This is a genomic window from Aeromonas sp. 84A (assembly GCF_051919345.1).
Taxonomy (GTDB): domain Bacteria; phylum Pseudomonadota; class Gammaproteobacteria; order Enterobacterales; family Aeromonadaceae; genus Aeromonas; species Aeromonas veronii.
This window is the reverse complement of the sequence record NZ_JBQBEW010000001.1, coordinates 2,061,472-2,082,181: the sequence shown is the minus strand read 5'-3', so window position 1 is coordinate 2,082,181 and position 20,710 is coordinate 2,061,472. Positions and strand designations below refer to the sequence as shown.

The 20,710-nt window shown below is 59.3% G+C and carries 21 protein-coding genes; 10 read left to right on the top strand and 11 right to left on the bottom strand.

All coding sequences use genetic code 11. The features are described 5' to 3' along the window. Nucleotides 1-110: 110 nt before the first annotated feature. A complete protein-coding gene (dapB, locus tag ACTG20_RS09620) occupies nucleotides 111-923 on the bottom strand; it encodes a 4-hydroxy-tetrahydrodipicolinate reductase (protein ID WP_005347132.1) in 813 nt (270 codons plus the stop codon). A 273-nt stretch (nucleotides 924-1,196) separates the two neighbouring features. On the opposite strand from dapB, the gene ACTG20_RS09615 reads away from it, so the two are divergent. From ACTG20_RS09615 to serA, 5 genes are all read left to right on the top strand, one after another. After that, a complete protein-coding gene (locus ACTG20_RS09615) occupies nucleotides 1,197-2,177 on the top strand; it encodes an alpha/beta hydrolase (RefSeq protein WP_194495747.1) in 981 nt (326 codons plus the stop codon). 428 nt (nucleotides 2,178-2,605) lie between these two features. Continuing rightward, complete coding sequence (locus ACTG20_RS09610; protein ID WP_194495748.1) at nucleotides 2,606-3,940, top strand: Na+/H+ antiporter NhaC family protein; 1,335 nt, start codon at nucleotides 2,606-2,608, stop codon at nucleotides 3,938-3,940. Nucleotides 3,941-4,152: 212 nt separating this feature from the next. Beyond that, the gene (locus tag ACTG20_RS09605; protein WP_194495749.1) at nucleotides 4,153-4,749 is read left to right on the top strand and encodes a 5-formyltetrahydrofolate cyclo-ligase; all 597 of its coding nucleotides are present in this window, start codon (nucleotides 4,153-4,155) and stop codon (nucleotides 4,747-4,749) included. Between the two features lie 161 nt (nucleotides 4,750-4,910). Further along, nucleotides 4,911-5,564, top strand: coding sequence for a ribose-5-phosphate isomerase RpiA (rpiA, locus tag ACTG20_RS09600; protein WP_005353106.1), 654 nt, complete (start codon nucleotides 4,911-4,913; stop codon nucleotides 5,562-5,564). A 320-nt stretch (nucleotides 5,565-5,884) separates the two neighbouring features. Next, a complete protein-coding gene (gene serA, locus ACTG20_RS09595) occupies nucleotides 5,885-7,117 on the top strand; it encodes a phosphoglycerate dehydrogenase (protein ID WP_194495751.1) in 1,233 nt (410 codons plus the stop codon). 81 nt (nucleotides 7,118-7,198) lie between these two features. Here serA and ACTG20_RS09590 read toward each other — a convergent pair whose 3' ends face one another. Then, on the bottom strand, nucleotides 7,199-7,579 hold the full coding sequence (locus ACTG20_RS09590) for a diacylglycerol kinase (protein WP_111899524.1): 381 nt from the start codon (nucleotides 7,577-7,579) through the stop codon (nucleotides 7,199-7,201). Nucleotides 7,580-7,723: 144 nt separating this feature from the next. Here ACTG20_RS09590 and ACTG20_RS09585 point away from each other — a divergent pair, with 144 nt between their 5' ends. Together ACTG20_RS09585 and aac(6') are read left to right on the top strand one after the other, a co-directional pair. Continuing rightward, nucleotides 7,724-8,788, top strand: coding sequence for a 3-deoxy-7-phosphoheptulonate synthase (locus ACTG20_RS09585; protein WP_194495752.1), 1,065 nt, complete (start codon nucleotides 7,724-7,726; stop codon nucleotides 8,786-8,788). Nucleotides 8,789-8,794: 6 nt separating this feature from the next. After that, nucleotides 8,795-9,253, top strand: coding sequence for an aminoglycoside 6'-N-acetyltransferase (gene aac(6'), locus ACTG20_RS09580; RefSeq protein WP_194495753.1), 459 nt, complete (start codon nucleotides 8,795-8,797; stop codon nucleotides 9,251-9,253). 22 nt (nucleotides 9,254-9,275) lie between these two features. Here the strand turns inward: aac(6') and ACTG20_RS09575 are convergent, their stop codons facing one another. From ACTG20_RS09575 to ACTG20_RS09565, 3 genes are all read right to left on the bottom strand, one after another. Further along, nucleotides 9,276-10,073 carry an ATP-binding cassette domain-containing protein gene (locus ACTG20_RS09575; protein WP_194495754.1) on the bottom strand — a complete coding sequence of 266 codons (798 nt, stop codon included), beginning with the start codon at nucleotides 10,071-10,073 and terminating at the stop codon, nucleotides 9,276-9,278. Next, nucleotides 10,060-11,067, bottom strand: coding sequence for a vitamin B12 ABC transporter permease BtuC (gene btuC / locus ACTG20_RS09570; protein ID WP_439987601.1), 1,008 nt, complete (start codon nucleotides 11,065-11,067; stop codon nucleotides 10,060-10,062). Before btuC ends, ACTG20_RS09575 begins: the two co-directional genes overlap by 14 nt. Nucleotides 11,068-11,164: 97 nt before the next feature. Further along, a complete protein-coding gene (locus ACTG20_RS09565; RefSeq protein ID WP_376902784.1) occupies nucleotides 11,165-11,896 on the bottom strand; it encodes a substrate-binding periplasmic protein in 732 nt (243 codons plus the stop codon). Between the two features lie 112 nt (nucleotides 11,897-12,008). On the opposite strand from ACTG20_RS09565, the gene ACTG20_RS09560 reads away from it, so the two are divergent. Together ACTG20_RS09560 and tapW are read left to right on the top strand one after the other, a co-directional pair. Next, the gene (locus tag ACTG20_RS09560) at nucleotides 12,009-12,365 is read left to right on the top strand and encodes a DMT family protein (RefSeq protein ID WP_005337656.1); all 357 of its coding nucleotides are present in this window, start codon (nucleotides 12,009-12,011) and stop codon (nucleotides 12,363-12,365) included. Between the two features lie 58 nt (nucleotides 12,366-12,423). After that, complete coding sequence (gene tapW, locus ACTG20_RS09555; protein WP_005353124.1) at nucleotides 12,424-13,563, top strand: type IVa pilus ATPase TapW; 1,140 nt, start codon at nucleotides 12,424-12,426, stop codon at nucleotides 13,561-13,563. A 93-nt stretch (nucleotides 13,564-13,656) separates the two neighbouring features. Here the strand turns inward: tapW and ACTG20_RS09550 are convergent, their stop codons facing one another. Further along, a complete protein-coding gene (locus ACTG20_RS09550) occupies nucleotides 13,657-14,106 on the bottom strand; it encodes a methyltransferase family protein (RefSeq protein WP_040067858.1) in 450 nt (149 codons plus the stop codon). Between the two features lie 173 nt (nucleotides 14,107-14,279). On the opposite strand from ACTG20_RS09550, the gene alr reads away from it, so the two are divergent. Beyond that, nucleotides 14,280-15,506, top strand: a complete 1,227-nt coding sequence (gene alr / locus ACTG20_RS09545; RefSeq protein ID WP_042056513.1) for an alanine racemase — start codon at nucleotides 14,280-14,282, stop codon at nucleotides 15,504-15,506. A 64-nt stretch (nucleotides 15,507-15,570) separates the two neighbouring features. On the opposite strand, the gene ACTG20_RS09540 is transcribed toward alr, so the two are convergent. The 5 genes from ACTG20_RS09540 to oppB all read right to left on the bottom strand — a co-directional run bounded on the left by ACTG20_RS09540 (nucleotide 15,571) and on the right by oppB (nucleotide 20,695). Further along, complete coding sequence (locus ACTG20_RS09540) at nucleotides 15,571-16,515, bottom strand: TerC family protein (RefSeq protein WP_005337664.1); 945 nt, start codon at nucleotides 16,513-16,515, stop codon at nucleotides 15,571-15,573. Nucleotides 16,516-16,817: 302 nt separating this feature from the next. Further along, a complete protein-coding gene (gene oppF, locus ACTG20_RS09535; RefSeq protein ID WP_005337666.1) occupies nucleotides 16,818-17,813 on the bottom strand; it encodes a murein tripeptide/oligopeptide ABC transporter ATP binding protein OppF in 996 nt (331 codons plus the stop codon). Next, nucleotides 17,814-18,794 carry an ABC transporter ATP-binding protein gene (locus ACTG20_RS09530; protein ID WP_005337668.1) on the bottom strand — a complete coding sequence of 327 codons (981 nt, stop codon included), beginning with the start codon at nucleotides 18,792-18,794 and terminating at the stop codon, nucleotides 17,814-17,816. Nucleotides 18,795-18,848: 54 nt separating this feature from the next. After that, a complete protein-coding gene (gene oppC, locus ACTG20_RS09525; protein ID WP_005337670.1) occupies nucleotides 18,849-19,760 on the bottom strand; it encodes an oligopeptide ABC transporter permease OppC in 912 nt (303 codons plus the stop codon). Between the two features lie 14 nt (nucleotides 19,761-19,774). Next, nucleotides 19,775-20,695, bottom strand: coding sequence for an oligopeptide ABC transporter permease OppB (oppB, locus tag ACTG20_RS09520; protein ID WP_005337672.1), 921 nt, complete (start codon nucleotides 20,693-20,695; stop codon nucleotides 19,775-19,777). Between the last annotated feature and the right edge of the window lie 15 nt (nucleotides 20,696-20,710).

Genomic DNA, 20,710 nt, shown 5'->3' with positions numbered 1-20,710 from the left:
GCAGGCAGCGTGTCTTTTTACACAAAATCTGGCTGACTGACAGCAAAAACCCCGGCAAGCCGGGGTTTTTCACTGGGGTAGCAGTAGTACGAAAGTGCCGCTCAGAGGCATCACTTGAGATTGAGCACATCCTGCATGTCATAAAGACCGGCCCCCTGCTGACCAAGCCACTTGCCCGCCCGCACAGCACCGTTGGCGAAGGTCAGGCGGCTGGAGGCCTTGTGGCTGATCTCCACCCGCTCGCCGATATCGGCAAACATCACGGTATGCTCCCCCACCAGATCGCCGGCGCGAATGGTGGCAAAGCCGATAGTGTTGCGATCCCGCTCGCCAGTGATCCCCTCGCGACCATAGACGGCGCACTCCTTGAGATCCCGGCCCAGCGTTTTGGCGACCACTTCCCCCATGGAGAGGGCAGTACCGGATGGCGCATCCACCTTGTGGCGATGGTGGCCCTCGATGATCTCGATGTCGGTGTAATCCCCCATCACCTTGGCGGCCTGCTCCAGCAGCTTGAACACCAGGTTGACCCCGACCGAGTAGTTGGAGGCGAACACGATACCGATCTGCTTGCCAGCCTCTTTCAGGGCGGCCTTGCCTGCATCGTCAAAACCGGTGGTGCCGATCACCATCTGCTTGTGGTGGGCCAGCGCAAAAGCCAGATTGGCAAGGGTCACCTCGGGGCGGGTGAAGTCGATGATGAGATCAAACTCGTCACGCACCTTGTCCAGACTGTCGCTGATGGCCACGCCCAGATGGCCCAGCCCATTGAGCTCACCGGCATCGAGACCGATCACCGCCGAACCCGGCCGCTCCAGTGCAGCCCCGACCACTACGCCATCGGTGTTGGTGATGGCCTCCAGCAGCACCTTGCCCATACGACCATTACAGCCCATCACGGCCACACGGATCGGATTGTCCATCTCCACCCTCTCATCTCTTTTAATTATGGAAAGAGACCGTTTTACCAGCCCGCGCCGGGTTTGAAAAGCCATGATGCCACCACTCCTTGCAGCACTCGCCAACGGCAGCGCCCGCTGGCTGGCCAAGAACTTCCTTTTGGTCACAGGCCGTTTTTCATCGTCTCACTCCATCATTTGGCAGACCGGGTGCCATCTGATAGGTTCGAACGAGTGAAATGCCAGCATAAGCAAAATCAGGGCAACGCCCGTGTCGATATCAACCGAGGTGCAAGAATGAGCGCAGGATTGCTGTTTGCTGTGGGGTTGATATCACTGACCCTGGTCATGCTGACCGCGGCTCTGCTGTTTGGCGGGCCGAGTCCGGCACCGGCGATGGCCAGCATCAACGACCCTTTCAAGGGGAGTGGCTGGAGCAACATGCCACCCCTCTCAAGATACCCGGCGCGTGACGGCACGCAGCTGGCCTATCGGCACTATGGCGCAAAGGAGCACGCAGAGAACAACAAGGTCAAGGGCAGCGTGATACTGGTTCACGGCTCTTCTGCCAGCAGTCAGAGCATGCACAAGATGGCGAGCGCCTTTTCGCAAGCGGGATATGACGCCTACGCCCTCGATATTCGCGGCCATGGCGCATCGGGCAACAAAGGCACCATTGCCTACATCGGTCAGCTTGAAGACGATCTGGAAGATTTCATCAAGTCGGTAGCCCCCGACAAGCCTGCAACACTCGTCGGCTTCTCGTCAGGGGGTGGCTTTGTCCTGCGTGTTGCTGGCAGTGCGCGACAAACCCTGTTCGAGAGCTATCTGCTGCTCTCCCCCTATCTTGGCCCCACCGCCGCCAACTACCGGCCCAACAGCGGTGGCTGGGTGCGTGTCGGCTTGCCTCGCCTCATCGCCCTGAGCATCCTCAACGGTTTCCATATTTCCGCACTCAACCATCTGACCGTGCTGAACTTTGCCCTTAATGATGAGGCGAAATCCCTGCTGACCCCCTCTTACTCCTTCAACCTTGCTTCGAACTTTCAGCCGGAGCGCGACTATCAGCAAAACATACGCAATGTGCAACGCCCCTGCGCCGTGATCGCGGGTGCAAATGACGAAGCCTTTCAAACAGATCAACTTGAACCTGAGTTAAGACGTCTCGGCATCTCCTGGCCTGTCACCCTACTGCCCGGAATTGGCCACATTCCGCTGACGCTGGAACAGGATGCTCTCGCGACAGCCGTTCAGGCGGTGGAGAAACTGACACAGTAACCACACAGCTCAGGTCTTGTGTCCACGCGTTCTGGAAATATCCGCACCATGCTCACGTAGAGATAGAGAGAGGTGCGGCTGACGTTTGGCAGCGGGAGAAATCCCCAAGATGGCATGCAGAGATCTTATCGTTTACCTCTTTCCTTATTAAAGGCACGCGATACCCGCGGACTGCGTCAGAACAGCAATGAATAATAAACAGCGCCAACTTCTTTTTCCGAATATTCTTTGGATATCTCAACAAGACCAGAATCATCAAACAAAAACACTTATCCATCTGGACGTCTATCTTGACCAAGCGAGGTTGACTCACTACTGTGGGCACCCCAATGCGGCAGGATGCCCGCCCTGTTTTCCCCCTATCCCTATCCGATACAGGTACAAAGCAGTTTATGACAGGAGGTCATTGTTCAATTTCAGAGGAACACATGATCCAGACTCAACCCAGTGCCAGGGCCTTGCTGCCACTTCTGGTTTTTCTCGCACTCTTTATCGGTACCGGTACCTGGCTGACCCTGCAGGGGGTCGAGTTCGCCTTCTATCAGCTGCCCGCTCCGGTTGCTGCCTTGCCTGCGGTGATGCTCGCCCTGCTGCTTGGCAAAGAGAGCTTCAACAGCAATCTGGAAACCTTCTTCAAGGGGGTTGGCCACAGCAATATTATGGCGATGTGCCTTATCTATCTGCTGGCGGGCGCCTTTGCCAGCGTGGCCAAGGCCACCGGCGGGGTTGATGCTACTGTGGCGCTGGGCCTGTCGCTCATCCCTGGCTGGGCGCTGTTGCCCGGACTGTTCCTCATCTCTGCCTTTATTGCTACCGCCATGGGCACCTCCATGGGCACCATAGGTGCCGTGGCGCCGGTCGCGCTGGGCGTGGCGCAGGCGGCCGGTATCGATCCGGTGCTGATGGCAGGCACCATTCTCTCCGGCGCCATGTTTGGCGATAACCTCTCCATCATCTCCGACACCACCATCGCGGCCACCCGCAGCCAGGGGTGCGAGATGAAGGACAAGTTCCGTGAAAACTTCAAGATTGCTGCCCCTGCTGCCATCGCGGTGATCCTGCTCTATCTGACCCTGGGCTCAGTGGGTGAATCCCCGGCAAACGGCAGCGCCATCGAGCTGTTCAAGGTGATGCCTTATCTTCTGATCTTGGGGCTGGCGCTCGCCGGGGTGAATGTGTTTGTGGTGCTGGGGATCGGTATTCTGGCCGCCGGAGCGGTGGGCATGATCAACGGCTACGCCATCGGTCAGTTCAGCAAGGATATCTATCAGGGCTTTACCGGCATGCAGGAGATCTTCCTGCTCTCCATGCTGATCGGCGGTCTCGGCGCCCTGATGGAGCGTCAGGGTGGACTGGCCTGGATCAGCGAGCGCATCAGCGCCCTGATTGCCCGTTTCACTCGCGAACACAATGGTGAACAGAACGAGAAAGCCGCCGAGCTCGGCATCGCCGGGGTGGTGAGCCTCACCAACCTCTGTACCGCCAACAACACGGTGGCTATTATCGTCGCCAGCAAGGTAGCCCGGGATCTGGCCGAACACCACGGTGTCACCCCGCGCCGCGCCGCCTCCATGCTCGATATTTTCTCCTGCGTGGTACAGGGTCTGATCCCCTGGGGCGCACAGGCGCTGCTGCTGGGATCCATCTTCGCCCTGTCGCCGTTGGCGGTGGTGAGCATGAGTTTCTACCCGATGGCGCTCGCTCTAGCGGCACTCATTGCAGTGTTTGTGAAGCACCAGATGCGCGGCAAGGCTGAGAAGTAACTGACCAGACGCTGGCGCGCCGACATGCCATCAACAGGGGCCACATCCTGGCCTTTGTTGGCTCACTAACGGATCCGCCAGCATTTATCCCACCGTCCCGGGCATCAGCCGTCCGGGGCGGGAGTTCCCCTGCCCCCCTTAACGTCAAGAGTGAATGTGCTAAGGTAGAGCGCGTTCAAGCCATCGATGCGCAGCTATACCAGAGGTTCCCCATGCATGAGTCCCAACCCGAACGTCAATCCCTGCGCCAACTGGTTCGTCAACGCCGCAAAAATCTGAGTCCGGCCGAGCAGCAATTGGCGGCCCAACAGCTGCTGGCCCAGTTCAAGCAACACCCCGAGATCCTCGCCGCCAAACGCATTGCCCTCTATCTGGCCAATGATGGGGAGATCAACCCCTTGCCCACCATCCATTGGCTGTGGGCCCAGCACAAAGAGATCTACCTGCCGGTGCTCCACCCCTTTACTCCGGGTCACCTGCTCTTTTTGCGCTATACCGCTACCAGTCCCATGGTGCGCAACCGCTACGGCATCGAAGAGCCGGAGCTGGATATCCTGCAGGTGGTGCCCCACAGCACGCTCGATCTTATCTGCACCCCGCTGGTCGCCTTCGATGCTCAAGGTAATCGACTTGGCATGGGGGGCGGCTACTACGATCGCACTCTCGCCATCTGGCATGAGCACAAGCTGGGCCCCAAGCCGCTCGGCATTGCCCACGACTGCCAGCAGGTGGATGCGGTCCCGCAAGAGGAGTGGGATGTGCCGCTGCCCCAGATCATCACCCCGAGCCACTGCTGGCGCTTTGAATAGACTGTTTTTGGCAGGCAGCCCCTGCTTTGTGCGCGCAAACGCAGAATAAACAGGCAAACGATTTACAAAGTCCCTCTTTTTGCCCCGGAACGTGAGCAACAAGGTCGCGACGGGGTACCGGGTTGGATATAATGCGCCCGCTTTTTTCTTAAGGAACGATCATGACTCAAGATGAAATGAAGAAGGCGGCCGGTTGGGCTGCGCTCAAGTATGTGGTTCCCGGCACCATCGTCGGGGTGGGCACCGGCTCTACCGTCAACCACTTTATCGACGCGCTGGCGACCATGAAGGACGAGATCAAGGGGGCGGTATCCAGCTCCGTGGCCTCTACCGAGCGTCTCAAGGGCTTCGGCATCACCGTATATGATCTCAACGAGATCGACGCCCTCTCCGTCTATGTGGATGGCGCCGACGAGATCAACGCAACCCGCGACATGATCAAGGGCGGTGGCGCAGCCCTGACCCGCGAGAAGATCGTTGCCGCCGTAGCTGACAAGTTCATCTGCATCATCGACAACACCAAGACCGTCGACGTGCTGGGCCAGTTCCCGCTGCCGGTGGAAGTGATCCCGATGGCCCGCGAATACGTGGCCCGCGAAATTCGCAAACTGGGTGGCAACCCGGTGTGGCGTGAAGGCGTGGTCACCGACAACGGCAACCACATTCTGGATGTAAAAGGCATGGCCATTACCGACGCCAAGGCGCTGGAAGTACGACTGAACGCCATCGTTGGCGTGGTCACCAACGGCCTGTTCGCCGCGCGCGGCGCCGATGTGGTCCTGATCGGTACGCCGGACGGCGTGATTACCCAGTAATCCCGACACCGGTAGCACAGTGCAGCGGCATCCTCGCCCGCCAGCGCCACTCTGCCAGCCCTGACGCAACAGCGGCGTTGATTGAGCCCCGGGATGGAATATGACCCAAACATTGCACTGTGAATAAATGACGGCGCCTGATGGCGCCGTTTTTATTTATCCCTCAACAAGTTGCATACGGATGTTTACAACATTCGTTGATAACTTCAAAGAATTTGACTTTCGTCACAAATATTCCCTCCCCCAAACGTTTTTGCTACTTTACTGTTTTCTTCGCACACCAAATCTGCACTTACGTTTGCACATACAGAGGGATCGTCATGACTGCCAAGTTTTCGTTGGACAAGGATAAAATCAAGGTTCTGCTGCTTGAGGGGGTTCACCCCAACACCGTAGAGACCTTTCGTGCCGCAGGTTACACCAGTGTGGAGTATCTCAAGACCTCGCTCTCCGAAGAGGAGCTGATCGAGCAGATCCGCGACGTCCATTTCATCGGGCTGCGCTCCCGCACCCAGATCACCGAGAAAGTCCTCGACGCCGCCAACAAGCTGGTTGCCATCGGCTGCTTCTGCATCGGTACCAACCAGGTCGAGCTGGAAGCGGCCCAGATCCGCGGTATTCCGGTCTTCAACGCCCCCTTCTCCAACACCCGTTCGGTCGCCGAGCTGGTACTGGGCGAGATCCTGCTGCTGCTGCGCGGCATCCCCGAGAAAAACGCCAAGTGCCATCGCGGCGTGTGGGAAAAACTGGCCAATCGCTCGGTGGAAGCCCGCGGCAAGAAGCTCGGCATCATCGGCTACGGCCACATCGGTACCCAGCTTGGCATCATCGCCGAGAGCATCGGCATGAAGGTTTATTACTACGATATCGAGAACAAGCTCTCGCTGGGCAACGCCATTCAGGTGCCGAGCATGGTCGATCTGCTCAATATGTCTGACGTCATCAGCCTGCACGTGCCGGAGACCGCCTCCACCAAGAACATGATCGGTGCCGAGCAGCTGCGGATGATGAAACCGGGCGCCATCTTCATCAACGCCGCCCGCGGTACCGTGGTGGATATCGATGCGCTGGCTGACGTCATCAAGAGCGGCCATATCGCCGGCGCCGCCATCGACGTCTTCCCGGTCGAGCCCAAGTCCAATGACGAGGAGTTCCAAAGCCCGCTGCGTGGGCTGGAGAACGTGATCCTGACTCCGCACATCGGTGGCACCACCCATGAAGCGCAGGAGAATATCGGGCTGGAAGTGGCCAACAAGCTGGTCAAATACTCCGACAACGGCTCCACCCTCTCTGCCGTCAACTTCCCGGAAGTGTCGCTGCCGGGCCATAAGGGCTCCAGCCGCCTGCTGCACATTCACCGCAACCAGCCGGGCGTGATGAACCAGATCAACCAGATCTTCGCCGAAGAGGGGATCAACATCGCCGGTCAATACCTGCAGACCAGCAGCCATATCGGTTACGTGGTGATCGACGTGGAGACCGAGCACAGCGAGAAGGCGCTCGCCAAGCTCAAGGAGATCAACGGCACCATCCGAGCCCGCATTCTCCACTGATAGACCCTTATCTGCGCAGCAAAAAGCCCGTCGTGATGACGGGCTTTTGTATGAAGCAGAACCTCAAAGCAGCGTGATGGCTTACCACCACCCCAACAGGTTGCGGCCCACCAGAGCGCCCCACACCAGGGCATTGAGGGCCAACGCGATAAAGACGGCGGCAGAGCCCAAATCCTTGGCGCGACCGGAGAGCTCATGATGCTCGGAGCCAACCCTGTCTACCACAGCTTCAATGGCGGAGTTGAGGATCTCGACGATCACCACCAGCCAGCTGATGACGATAAGCAGCAGGATCTGGTTGAGGGAATCGCCAATCCAGAAGGCAAGTGGCATCAGCAACAGGATCAGCATCAGCTCCTGTCGAAACGCCGCCTCGTTAATCCAGGCTGACTTGAGCCCCTTCATGCTGTAACCGGTTGCGTTGATGATGCGGGTGACCCCGGTTGCCCCTGGCTTTGCCACGCTAACTACCTCATTTGGAATCGATTTTGGCCTCACATCCTATCAGAGCCCCCCAAGGTTTCAATCAGGGGACTTTTGCTTTATTTTATCTCTTTGCTTTTTCGCCCCTTGCGGCTGACACCACCCACTCGAGACTTGAGTTGTATGTCCATTCACACAGATGAATTGCGCACCCGTCGCCTGGAGTCACTGATCACTCCGAGCGAGCTTGCACACGCGTTTCCGATCACCGATACCATTGCCCAGAATCTACTGGATGCCCGTCGCGAAGTGGAAGCCATTCTGGCTGGAGACGATCAGCGCCTGCTGGTCATTGTCGGTCCCTGCTCTATTCATGATCCCGCTGCTGCTCGCGAGTATGCCCAGCGCCTCAACGCCCTGCGCGAGCATTATAAAAAGAGCCTCTGCATCGTGATGCGCACCTATTTCGAGAAGCCGCGCACCATCGTCGGCTGGAAAGGGCTCATCAATGATCCGCGACTCGATGGCAGTTTCGACGTCAACGAAGGGCTGAAACTGGCGCGCAAACTGCTGGTCGACATCAACGAGATCGGCATGCCCACCGCCACCGAATTCCTCGATATGGTGACCGGCCAGTATATTGCCGACCTCATCACCTGGGGCGCCATCGGCGCGCGTACCACCGAATCCCAGGTACACCGCGAGATGGCTTCGGCCCTCTCCTGCCCGGTCGGCTTCAAAAACGGCACCGACGGCAATACCCGCATCGCCATCGATGCGGTGCGCGCCGCCCGTCACAGCCACATCTTCTATTCGCCGGACAAAGACGGCAAGATGACCATCTATCGCACCGCCGGTAACCCCTTTGGTCATGTGATCCTGCGTGGCGGCCACCGACCCAACTACGACACCGCCAGTGTCGATGAAGCCTGTGAAGCGTTGGCCGATGTGGGCCTGCCGGAGCGTCTGGTGGTCGATTTCAGCCACGGCAACAGCATGAAGGATCACCGCCGTCAGCTGCTGGTGGCGCAAGATATCTGCGATCAGCTGCGCCGCGGCCGTACCGGCATCGCCGGCATCATGGCAGAAAGCTTCCTGGTGGAAGGGCGTCAGGATGTGGAGAACGGCTGCGCCGCCACCTTTGGCCAGAGCATCACCGATGCCTGCCTGTCATGGAGCGACACCGAAACCCTGCTGGCGATGCTGGCAGAGGCTGCACTGGTACGCCTTGCCAAGCGGCAAGCCTGAGCCCCGATGACGAAGATCGGCTGGCAGATAGTCCCCCTCGACGAGACGCTGCTGGCGCAGTGGGCAACCCTGCGCCAGCAGCTGTGGCCGCACCACGCACTTTCGGCCCACCTGCAGGAAGGGGTTGAGATGTTGGCCAATGCACATCTCAACGCCTTTCTGGCGCTGGATGAACAGAGTCAGGCGGTAGGCTTTGCCGATGCAGCCCTGCGCCACGATTACGTGAATGGCTGCAACAGCAGCCCTGTGATGTATCTGGAAGGGGTCTATGTGCAACCGGCCTCGCGCCAGCGTGGGGTGGCCCAAGCCTTGATCGCTCAGGTGGCGCAGTGGGGCCGCGAGCTGGGTTGCCGGGAACTGGCCTCCGATGCCGCCATCGACAATCTTGCCTCGCAGCAGATGCACCAACAACTCGGCTTTGCCGAAACGGAGCGAGTCGTATTCTTCAAAAAGGCCCTCGGCTGACGCCAAGGGCCTTTCTTGTTTCTCACAAACTGGGCATAAACCACACGCGCCCTGCCGCTTCGATGCGGTCGGTGCGGATCTGGAACACCTGCGCCAGCAGCGCCTCATCCACCAGCTCGACACCCCCTTCGCGCACCACCGCGCCCCCTTGCAGGCAGAGAATGCGGTCGGCCCAGTCAATGGCCAGATTGATATCGTGGATGGCGAGCACCACCAGCAAGCCCTGCCCGGCCAGGGTTTTCAGCAAGCGCAATAGCGCCAGCTGGTGATGCAGGTCGAGCCCCGCCAGCGGCTCGTCCAGCAGCAGCACCTTGCCGGTCGGATTGAGGCTCGGCCACACCTGCAGCAGGGTGCGGGCAATCAGCACCCGCTGCTGCTCGCCCCCCGACAACCGGCTGAAGTCACGAGCCAGCAAAGCTTCCAGCTCCAATGCCTCGCACAATGCATTTATCGCCTCGTTCTGTCTGGCGGGCGCAACCGCCTCATCGAGCCCCAGGCTCAACACCTGAAACACCGGAATATGAAACAGCTGGGGCTGACGCTGGGGCAACATGGCGCGCCGTTTGGCAAGCTCGGGCCAACTCATGTCAGTAAGCACTCCCCCCCCCAGCAGCACTGTGCCATCGGCGGGTAAAATCCCCGCCAGCGCCCCGAGCAGGGTCGACTTGCCACTGCCATTGGGGCCAAGCAGCGCCACCAGCTGGCCACCATGCCAGCGGATATCTAGGGGAGAGAGCCGTCCGGCAATAGCGAGCTCGCGCGCCTCCAGCTGCGGCGCAGCAGCACGAGAAGAAACCGGCATGGGATCAGCGGGTGACATCGGCAGTTTGCCTCAATAGCAGATAGATAAAGAGCGGCGCCCCCACCGAGGCGGTGATGACGCCGATAGGCAACTCCCCCGCGCTCAGGGTGGATCGAGCAACCAAATCGGCCGCCAGCAGCAGGGCCCCGCCGCCAAGCGCCGAGGCAGGCAGCAGAAAGCGCTGATCGCTGCCACCACAGAGCCGCAGCAGATGGGGCACCACCAACCCGACAAAACCGATGACACCACACAACGACACCGCCACACCGGTTAGCAGACAGACCGCCAGCACCAACCGCACCCGCATCTTGTCGACATCCATCCCCATCAGGCGGGCCTGGGTCTCCCCCAACAACAACTGTTGCAGCGCCTTGCCCTGCCAGCAGAGCCAGCACAGGGTGAGCGGCAGCACCAGCCACCACCAGGCAAACTGCTGGCTGCCGTAAGAGAAGCTCCCCATCATCCAGAACATGAATTCACGCAAGGAGCCATCGTCGGCAAAGTACATCAACCAGGTCATGGCGGCATTGGTAAGAATACCGATGGCGACGCCAAACAATAGCAAGCGGGCATGGCCGAGACGCGCCCGACGAGCCAGCCGAATGAGCAGCATGGTCACCAGCAGGGCGCCACCGAAGGCCGCCAGCGACAGCCCCCAGCCGGGCAGATAGAGGCCGAGGGACTTGGCCACCGCCATCGCCACCATGGCGGCAAGGCCTGCCCCGCTTGAAACGCCAAGCAGCCCGGGCTCCGCCACCGGGTTGTGCAGCATCACCTGCAGCACAGCGCCGCCACAAGCGAGCGCAGCGCCAGCCAAGAGGGCCAGCAAGGCACGGGGTAGCCGCAGCTCCAGCAAGATGCGCTGTTCGAGATCGCCAAGGGGCTGCCAGGGCAGCAGCACAAACTCGCCCCAGACGAGGGAGAAGAGAAATAGCAGCAAGGTCAGCAGCGTCAGGCCACAGAGCCAACGCCGCTGCCAGCGCCGCTGGCGGGCGATAAGGGAGAGGTACAAGGATGATCCCCGAATAACAAGGCTTCATCCCCGGCCCTGTCACAGCGCCGGGGGGAAGCAGGAAAAGGGCATGATAACAGTGGCTTGCCACCCAAGGTCAAGGCTGGTAACGCTTGGCCATCACGCTTATCTCGCCGCTGGCCACCAGATTTTGCAGCGCCACCAGCAAGGGCTGGCGCAGCGACTGGTGAGGTGAGTGTTTGCTCATCCCCAGATAGAGAGTCACCGGCGTGGCGGGGCGGTAGTCCGCCTTGCCTATCCGGCTGGCATTTCCCTGACTCAGGGCATAGTCCACCTGACAGTCGGTGCCAATCATCAGCGGCAGGTGACCGCGCTGCACCATGCGCAGCAGCTGATCTTCGGTGGGTACTCCGTGCTTGTCGAGGCGGCTGTCACTGTTGAAGGGCTCAAAGTAGGCGGAGTTGAGCACATAGCCCACCTTCACCCCCTGCAGATCGCGGTATTGGTGGATACGGGCCACATTGACCGGCTGACCATAAAACGCGGGCCAGCACTGGTAGTAGGCAGGCTGCAGATAGTCGATAAACTGCGCCCGCTCGGCGGTATAGGCGATGCCAATCATCAGATCGACCTGCCCGGTCTGCATCTGCTTGAGCGCCCTGCCCCACGGCATCCGCCGTACCTGCAACTCAATGCCGCTCGCCTGTTGCAACCGGCGCAGGATGTCCATGTCGAGCCCCTGCAACCGGCCATCCGCTTGCAGGATGCGAAATGGCGGCCACAGATCGGTGGCCACTATCAGCGTCGGGGCCGCACGCACCGGCATGGCAAATAACAGTAACAACACTATCCCGCATAACTTGCCCATCCCGTCGCATACCTCGCACGGCTTATCCTGTTGGTTAAAAATACCCTCCCGCACCACGTATGAAAACCCGTGGTTCAGGGATAAAATGCGCCGGATTTTCAAGGAGAACCCTATGAACCCGATTTTCACCAGTATCGGTCTGCTGCTCTGCAGCAACGTCTTTATGACCTTCGCCTGGTACGCTCACCTCAAGAGCATGAACCATAAACCCTGGATCATTGCCGCCCTGGTGAGCTGGGGTATCGCCCTGTTCGAATACCTGCTGCAAGTGCCTGCCAACCGCATCGGCCATACGGTGATGAGCGTGGGCCAACTTAAAATCCTGCAAGAAGTGATCACACTCACCGTATTCGTCCCCTTCTCTATCTTCTATCTCAAGGAAGATCTGAAATGGGACTATCTCTGGGCAGGGCTCTGCATTCTCGGTGCGGTCTTTTTTGTCTTTCGCGAGAAACTGACCGGCGCCTGAGGCTGTACACTCCATATCATCCCGCTCATGGCATCTCATTGATCGACGAGGCAAAAAAATGGAATTGCGAGACATGTTACAGATCCTGGCCAAGCAGGATGGCTCAGACCTCTATCTGTCGACCGGCGCGCCCCCCTGCGCCAAATTTAACGGCGGCCTGCGCCCCCTCAACGAAACGCCGCTGGAGCCGGGGGAAGTGGCGCGGATCGCCGCCGAGATCATGGATGGCGAGCAGAAGCAGCAGTTCGAGAAGGATCTGGAGATGAACCTCGCCATCTCCCTGCCCCAGATCGGCCGCTTTCGGGTCAACATCTTCAAGCAGCGCAACGAAGTCTCTCTGGTGGCCCGCAACATCAAGACCGAAATCCCCCGCTTTGAAGATCTCAAACTCCCGCCTGTGCTGCTCGACACCATCATGGAGAAACGAGGCCTGGTGCTGTTTGTCGGCGGTACCGGCTCGGGCAAATCCACTTCGCTGGCGGCGCTTATCGACCATCGCAACCGCAACAGCGGCGGCCACATCATCACCATCGAAGATCCGGTGGAGTTCGTTCATCGCCACCGCAAGAGCATCATCAACCAGCGGGAGGTTGGCGTGGATACCCGCAGCTTCCACGCTGCCCTGAAAAACACCCTGCGTCAGGCGCCGGATGTCATTCTTATCGGCGAGATCCGCGATCGCGAGACCATGGAACATGCGCTGGCCTTCTCCGAAACCGGCCACCTTGCCATCTCCACCCTGCACGCCAACAACGCCAACCAGGCGCTGGATCGCATTATCAACTTCTTCCCCGAGGAGCGCCGCCCCCAGCTGCTCAACGATCTGGGCAACAACCTCAAGGCTTTTGTCTCCCAGCGGCTGGTGAAAACCACCGATGGCGGTCGCCGGGCCGCAGTGGAGATCATGCTCGGCACCCACACCATCCGCGACATGATCAAGCGCGGCGAATTTGGCGGCCTCAAAGAGGTGATGGAAAAGTCCAAAGCCCTCGGCATGGTCACCTTCGACAGTGCCCTGTTTGATCTGGTAGTGGAAGGTGTAATTGAGGAAGAAGAGGCGGTGAAGAACGCCGACTCGGCCAACAACCTGCGCCTCAAGATCAAGCTGTGGAAGGAGAAGGGACAGATTGCCAGCAGCAGCGATGCCACCGGCTGGAGCCTCGAACCCACCAAGGACGAGAAGGGCGATTTTTTCTAACCAGCCCCTCGAGAACCCCGGGCCCGCCCGGGGTTCTCTTTATCCAGCACGGCTGACCCGACTTATCCCTCAGCTCACGCAGCTCACAGCCAGTCAGCACCAACGGCGAACACGCTGGCAATACGCCACATACTCGTCGCCGAAACGGGCGCGCAGCAGCCGCTCCTCCGGCATGATCTGAAAGCGGGTCAGCCAGGCAACCAGCACGATTGGCCCAACCCAGACCCAACTTCCACCGAGATAACAGCCCCAGGCGGCCAGCCAGCAGAGCAAGCCCAGATACATGGGATTGCGGCTGACACGATAGACGCCACAGGTCACCAGACGACTGGTGTGCTGCGGTTTGGTGGGGCTGACCGTGGTCTGATGGTGACGAAACCGTTGCAGGGCACCAAAGCCCATGATGGCCCCCGCCACGACCAGCATAGCCATCAGCGTCATTGCCCAGATGCCGGGCTGACTCTCCCCTCTTAGCCACCACATGACACCAGCACAGAGCAGAAAGATCAGCGGTGGTGGCAAACGTAACTCAAGATTGACCATTTTCTTCCCCTGACGAGTGTCGGCCGAACCCGTGTTGCGGTAGACTCCCAACCAGTCAGCGCCTGTTGAGAGTGACAAAGATCATAATAATAACAACAAGTTGTGGTTAAACCACCACCAATGTGGCCGACCCCGTCCAAACTATCCAACGCGAATAACAAAAAGGAATCACCATGCACAAGAAAACTCTGCTGGCTACCCTGATCTTCGGCCTGCTCGCGGGCCAAGCCGTTGCGGCTCCCTATCTGCCCCTTGCGACGGATCATCGCAACGGCCAGGAGCAAACCGCCAGCAACGCCTGGTTGGAAGTGGATCTGGGCGCCTTTGAACACAATATCCAGACCCTCAAGGATCGTCTCGGTGACAAGGGCCCGCAGATCTGCGCCATCATGAAGGCCGACGCTTACGGTCATGGCATCGACCTGCTGGTCCCCTCCGTGGTCAAGGCCAATATCCCCTGCATCGGCATCGCCAGCAACGAAGAGGCGCGCGTCGCCCGCGAGAAGGGCTTTACCGGCCGTCTGATGCGGGTGCGTGCTGCCACCCCGGATGAAGTAGAGCAGGCCCTGCCCTACAAGATGGAGGAACTGATCGGCAGTCTGGTGAGTGCCCAGGGTATCGCCGATATCGCCCAGCGCCACCACACCACCATTCCGGTGCATATCGCGCTCAACTCCGCCGGCATGAGCCGCAACGGCATCGACCTGCGTCTGGCCGATGCCAAGCAGGATGCGCTGGCCATGCTCAAGCTAAAGGGGATCACCCCGGTCGGCATCATGACCCACTTCCCGGTTGAGGAGAAAGAGGACGTCAAGATGGGACTGGCCCAGTTCAAACTGGACTCCCAGTGGCTGCTGGAAGCGGGCAAACTGGATCGCAGCAAGATCACCATCCACGCCGCCAACTCCTTCGCCACTCTAGCCGTGCCGGACGCCTACTTCGACATGGTGCGCCCGGGCGGCCTGCTCTACGGTGACTCCATCCCCTCCCACACCGAGTACAAGCGGGTGATGGCATTCAAGACCCAGGTCGCCTCGGTCAACCACTATGCCGCGGGCAACACCGTCGGTTATGACCGCACCTTTACCCTCAAGCGTGACTCCTGGCTCGCCAACCTGCCGCTGGGCTACTCCGATGGCTATCGCCGCGCCCTCAGCAACAAAGCCTATGTGCTGATCCAGGGTCAGAAGGTACCGGTGGTCGGCAAGACCTCCATGAACACCATCATGGTGGATGTGACTGATCTGAAAGGGGTGAAACCCGGCGACGAGGTGGTGCTGTTTGGCCGTCAGGGTGAAGCCGAAGTGAAACAGGCGGATCTGGAGGAGTACAACGGCGCCCTGCTGGCGGACATGTACACCATCTGGGGCTACACCAACCCCAAGAAGATCAAACGCTGATCACGCGATATGAAAAAGGGCTCCCGCGGGAGCCCTTGTTGTTTGGTATTAAATAATGTTGCGTTTAAGCGGCCTTTTTACGGGTCACAAACAGACTCAGCCCCATGGATGCCAGCAGGATCAACGCGACTACGCCCAGTGCTATGCCGGTCGGGATCTTGAAGATATCCAGCAGCAGCATCTTGACTCCGATAAACATCAGGATCAGCGCCAGACCGTATTTGAGCAGGGCGAAGCGATCAGCCACACCGGCCAGCAGGAAGTACATGGCACGCAGACCCATGATGGCGAAGATGTTGGAGGTCAGCACGATGAAGGGATCCGTGGTCACCGCGAAGATGGCCGGGATACTGTCCACCGCGAAGATGAGGTCGCTCACCTCCACCAGCACCAGAATGAGCAGCAGCGGGGTGGCATAGCGCACACCGTCACGCCAGACGAAGAACTTCTCCCCTTCCAGGGTCTCGGTCACCTTGAAGCGACGGCGCATCCAGCCCAGCAGCGGGTTGTTGGCGAGATCAGGCTCCTTGTCGGCCGCCCACAGCATTTTGGCACCGGTCAGCAGCAGGAAAGCGCCGAACAGATAGAGGATCCAGTGGAACTGCTCGATGAGCCAGCTGCCCGCGAACACCATACCGGCACGCATCACGATGGCCCCCAGCACCCCGTAGAGCAGCACCCGGCGCTGCAGCTCGGCTGGAATGGCAAAGTAGCCGAACAGCATCAGCCAGACGAAGACGTTGTCCACTGCCAGCGCTTTCTCGATGAGGTAGCCGGTGAGGAACTCCAGCCCTTTCTGGTTGGCAATCTCACGGCCCGCGCTGTGATCGAGCCAAAGCCAGATGGCCAGGTTGAAGAGCAGGGCCACGCTGACCCAGATGAGGGACCAGACGCCCGCCTCTTTGAGGGACACCTTGTGTGACTTGCCGCCACCGACAAAGCGTATGTCTATCCATAACAGGACCAGCACTATGCTGAAGAAACCGGTCCACATCCACCATTCACCCATGTTCACTTCTCCCAAAAACGACAAAACCCACGACCGAGAGGCGTGGGTTTGCGTTTGGAGCAGATACACCTTGCCTCTCGGCAAGGTCTCACTTACAGCTGATTTGCATCGACTGCCCGGCTGCCGGGTGCACTGCAGGAAATGGGTGCACCGTAATGACGACAAACCGGCGAGAAGTTACTCCCCTTGTTGCGCGGATAGTAGCAGCGGTAAAAGATAACGCCAAGAGGCATCTTCACTACCGCCAGAAATAAATCGGGGCCCCATCAAGGAGCCCCGCAAACAGGTTCAACACATCCCCATCAGAGCGGGTCGACCTTGAGGCAGGAGACCGCGTGATCGAAGTTCCCCTCCAGCACAGGACGGGTCTTGGCGCACTCGGGGCCAGCCACCGGGCAGCGGGTGCGGAACACGCAACCGGACGGCGGGTTCATCGGTGAGGGCAAGTCCCCCTCCAGGATCTGGATCACCTTGTTGCGCTCCAGCTCAGGGTCCGGGATCGGCACCGCTGACATCAGCGCCTTGGTGTAGGGGTGCAACGGGTTGGCGAAGATCTCCTTGCGAGTCCCCAGCTCGACGGCGTTGCCCAGATACATCACCAGTACCCGGTCGGAGATGTGCTTGACCACCGACAGATCGTGGGCAATGAAGATAAGCGACAGCCCCATCTCCTTTTGCAGGGATTTGAGCAAGTTGACCACCTGCGCCTGAATGGATACGTCAAGCGCCGACACCGGCTCGTCGCAGATGATCATCTTGGGCTCGAGGATCAGCGCCCGGGCGATACCGATCCGCTGGCACTGGCCGCCAGAAAACTCGTGCGGGTAGCGGTTGACCAGGTTGGGCAAGAGCCCCACCTTGCTCATCATGGCGCGCACCTTCTCCTTCACCTCTTCCCGCGGCAGGTTGGGATAGAAGGTGATGAGCGGCTCGGCAATGATGTCGCCGATGGTCATGCGCGGGTTCAGAGAAGCCAGCGGGTCCTGGAAGATCATCTGGATCTCTTTGCGCTTCTCGCGCAGGGCATTCTGATCGAGCTTGGTAAGATCATCACCCAGCCACACCACCTTGCCATCGGTGGCCGGTACCAGACCGATGATGGCGCGGGCAAAGGTCGATTTGCCGCAGCCGGACTCCCCCACCACGCCGAGGGTTTCACCCTCATAGAGACGCAAGGTCACGCCATCGACCGCCTTGAGGTCAGATGGCTTGGCCCAGGGCCACGCCTTGCCACTCTTGATACTGAAGTGGACCTTGAGGTCAGACACTTCCAACAGCAATTTTTTGTCGGCACCCATTTAGTTGGCTCCCTTGTTCATGGCATCCGATACCCAGTGGCAGGCACGCTCCCGACCGTCGTTGAACGGGGTCAGGATCGGTGACTGCTGGCCGCAAATCTCGCTGACCCGGTGGCAACGCTCCTGGAAGGGGCAGCCGGTCGGCAGACGCAGCAGGTTGGGCGGATTGCCCGGGATGGTGGGCAGCACTTCCCCTTCGGTATCGAGACGGGGAATGGCGCGCAGCAAGCCTTCGGTGTAGGGGTGGCTCGGGCGATAGAAGATATCGTCTACCTTGCCGTACTCCATGGTACGACCGGCATACATCACCAGCACCTTGTTGCAGATACCGGCGACCACGCCAAGGTCATGGGTGATCATGATGATGGCGGTGTTGAACTCGCGCTTGAGCTCGTTCATCAGAGTCATGATCTGGGCCTGTACGGTCACGTCGAGTGCGGTGGTCGGTTCGTCGGCGATCAGCAGTTGCGGCCGGCAGAGCAGTGCCATGGCGATCATCACCCGCTGACGCATGCCGCCGGAGAACTCGTGGGGATACATCCCCATCCGCTTGCGTGCTTCGGGGATCTTCACCGCATCGAGCATCCGTACCGACTCTTCGAACGCTTCCGCCTTGCTCACCCCTTTGTGCAGCATCAGCACTTCCATCAGCTGATCCTGCACCTTCATGTAGGGGTTGAGCGAGGTCATGGGGTCCTGGAAGATCATGGCGATCTTCTCGGAACGGATCTTGTTGAGCTTGGACTCCGGCAGGTTGAGGATCTCCTCACCCTGAAACTTGGCGGAACCGGTAATAATGCCGTTTTTGGCCAGCAGCCCCATGATGGCAAAGGCCGTCTGGGATTTGCCGGAGCCGGACTCGCCGACGATCCCCAGGGTTTCACCCGCAGAGAGAGAAAAGTTGAGGTCGTTGACCGCCACCACATTACCGTCCGGGGTCTTGAACTCGACCCGCAGATCTTTCACATCCAGTAACTTCATATAAAAACTCCTTATCGATCTTTCGTGATGCTTTCCTGTCGATCCGATGCTCGATTAACGATCTTTCGGATCGAGGGCGTCACGCAGACCATCCCCGAGGAAGTTGAAGCAAAACAGGGTCACCACCATAAAGCAGGCGGGGAACAGCAGTTGCCAGATGGCCACTTCCATCGACTTGGAGCCTTCATCCAGCAGGGCACCCCAGCTGGTCATCGGTTCCTGAACCCCAAGGCCCAGGAAACTCAGGAAGGATTCAAACATGATCATCCCCGGCACCAGCAAGGTGGCGTAGACGGCCACGATACCGAGTACGTTCGGTACGATGTGACGGGTGATGATCTTCCACTTGGAGACGCCGCAGACGTGGGCTGCCTCGATAAACTCCTTGCTCTTGAGGCTGAGAGTCTGGCCCCGCACGATACGCGCCATATCGAGCCAGCTCACCGCCCCGATGGCGATAAAGATGAGTGCCAGATTGCGGCCAAAGAAGGTGACCAGCATGATGACAAAGAACATGAAGGGGAAAGCGTTGAGGATCTCCAGTACCCGCATCATCAGGCTGTCGACCCGCCCGCCGATAAAGCCGGAGGCCGCGCCATACAGGGTGCCGATGATGACCGCTACCATGGCGCCCATGATGCCGACCATCAGGGAGATGCGACCGCCCAGCAGGGTGCGCACGAACAGATCGCGCCCCAGGCTGTCGGTACCAAAGTAGTGACCCGCTTCCATATCGGGCGGCGACTGCATGGCGCCCCAGTCCGGATCGTCAAAGGTGTATTGGGACAAATGGGGGCCAAAGATGACCGCCAGACCGATGATGGTCAGAATGATCAGGCTGGTCAGGGCCGCCTTGTTGCGCAGGAAACGGCGACGGGCATCCTTCCACAGGGAGCGCCCCTCCACCACTTCCACTTTTTGCGCGAACGCCTCGACGGCATCGCGTTTTTCAGTTGAAACAACCATGATGAACTCCCGAATTAGTAACGGATCTTGGGATCGATAAAGGCGTAGAGAATATCGACCACTGCGTTAAAGGTGATGGTGAGGGCGCCGACCAGAATGGTCAGACCGAGCACCATGGAGTAATCACGATTAAGGGCACCGTTGACGAACAGCTGACCGATCCCCGGCAGGCCGAAGATGGTCTCGATCACCACGGAACCTGTGATGATGCCGACAAAGGCCGGGCCCAGATAGGAGACCACTGGCAGCATGGCCGGACGCAGCGCGTGTTTCAGGATGATGTGGCGCAGCGGCAAGCCCTTGGCACGGGCGGTACGGATGAAGTTGGAGTTCATGGTCTCGATCATGCTGCCCCGCATGATCCGCGAGATGGCAGAGATGTAGTACATCATCATGCCGAACACCGGCAGCACCATAAACTGGATGCCACCCCCCTGCCATCCACCGGCAGGGAACCAACCCAGATGAATACTGAAAAACAGCACCAGCAAGGGCGCCAGCACAAAGCCCGGGATCACCACCCCGGCCATAGCCGACGACATCAGCAGATAATCGATGATGGTGTTCTGTTTCAGTGCCGCTATGGTGCCGAAGGTGACCCCCAGCAACACGGCGAAGAAGAAGGCCGTGGTCCCGATCTTGGCGGATACAGGCAACGCCTGGCTCACCAGATCATTGACGGTGAAATCCTTGTATTTGAAAGAGGGGCCCAAATCACCCTGCACCAGGTTGCCCAGGTAGGTGAGATATTGCATGCCAATGGGTTTGTCGAGCCCGTATTTGGCCTCAATGTTGGCGATGACTTCGGGGGGCAGTGAACGCTCGCTGGTAAAGGGGTTACCGGGGGCGAAACGCATCATGAAGAAAGAGACGGTGATCAAGACCAGCAGAGTCGGGATCGCTTCCAATAGCCGTTTAAAAATGAATTTCAACATAGACATTTCCTGTCC

What these genes read in the sequence shown, in the direction of transcription:
- ACTG20_RS09610 (WP_194495748.1), top strand. Translation starts at nt 2,606, where the DNA reads ATGATCCAGACTCAACCCAGTGCCAGGGCCTTGCTGCCACTTCTGGTT.
- ACTG20_RS09530 (WP_005337668.1), bottom strand. Translation starts at nt 18,794, where the DNA reads ATGAAGTTACTGGATGTGAAAGATCTGCGGGTCGAGTTCAAGACCCCG.
- ACTG20_RS09575 (WP_194495754.1), bottom strand. Translation starts at nt 10,073, where the DNA reads ATGTCACCCGCTGATCCCATGCCGGTTTCTTCTCGTGCTGCTGCGCCG.
- ACTG20_RS09605 (WP_194495749.1), top strand. Translation starts at nt 4,153, where the DNA reads ATGCATGAGTCCCAACCCGAACGTCAATCCCTGCGCCAACTGGTTCGT.
- ACTG20_RS09540 (WP_005337664.1), bottom strand. Translation starts at nt 16,515, where the DNA reads ATGGGTGAATGGTGGATGTGGACCGGTTTCTTCAGCATAGTGCTGGTC.
- rpiA (WP_005353106.1), top strand. Translation starts at nt 4,911, where the DNA reads ATGACTCAAGATGAAATGAAGAAGGCGGCCGGTTGGGCTGCGCTCAAG.
- serA (WP_194495751.1), top strand. Translation starts at nt 5,885, where the DNA reads ATGACTGCCAAGTTTTCGTTGGACAAGGATAAAATCAAGGTTCTGCTG.
- oppB (WP_005337672.1), bottom strand. Translation starts at nt 20,695, where the DNA reads ATGTTGAAATTCATTTTTAAACGGCTATTGGAAGCGATCCCGACTCTG.
- alr (WP_042056513.1), top strand. Translation starts at nt 14,280, where the DNA reads ATGCACAAGAAAACTCTGCTGGCTACCCTGATCTTCGGCCTGCTCGCG.
- ACTG20_RS09585 (WP_194495752.1), top strand. Translation starts at nt 7,724, where the DNA reads ATGTCCATTCACACAGATGAATTGCGCACCCGTCGCCTGGAGTCACTG.
- oppF (WP_005337666.1), bottom strand. Translation starts at nt 17,813, where the DNA reads ATGGGTGCCGACAAAAAATTGCTGTTGGAAGTGTCTGACCTCAAGGTC.
- oppC (WP_005337670.1), bottom strand. Translation starts at nt 19,760, where the DNA reads ATGGTTGTTTCAACTGAAAAACGCGATGCCGTCGAGGCGTTCGCGCAA.
- ACTG20_RS09550 (WP_040067858.1), bottom strand. Translation starts at nt 14,106, where the DNA reads ATGGTCAATCTTGAGTTACGTTTGCCACCACCGCTGATCTTTCTGCTC.
- dapB (WP_005347132.1), bottom strand. Translation starts at nt 923, where the DNA reads ATGGACAATCCGATCCGTGTGGCCGTGATGGGCTGTAATGGTCGTATG.
- ACTG20_RS09615 (WP_194495747.1), top strand. Translation starts at nt 1,197, where the DNA reads ATGAGCGCAGGATTGCTGTTTGCTGTGGGGTTGATATCACTGACCCTG.
- ACTG20_RS09565 (WP_376902784.1), bottom strand. Translation starts at nt 11,896, where the DNA reads ATGGGCAAGTTATGCGGGATAGTGTTGTTACTGTTATTTGCCATGCCG.
- ACTG20_RS09560 (WP_005337656.1), top strand. Translation starts at nt 12,009, where the DNA reads ATGAACCCGATTTTCACCAGTATCGGTCTGCTGCTCTGCAGCAACGTC.
- tapW (WP_005353124.1), top strand. Translation starts at nt 12,424, where the DNA reads ATGGAATTGCGAGACATGTTACAGATCCTGGCCAAGCAGGATGGCTCA.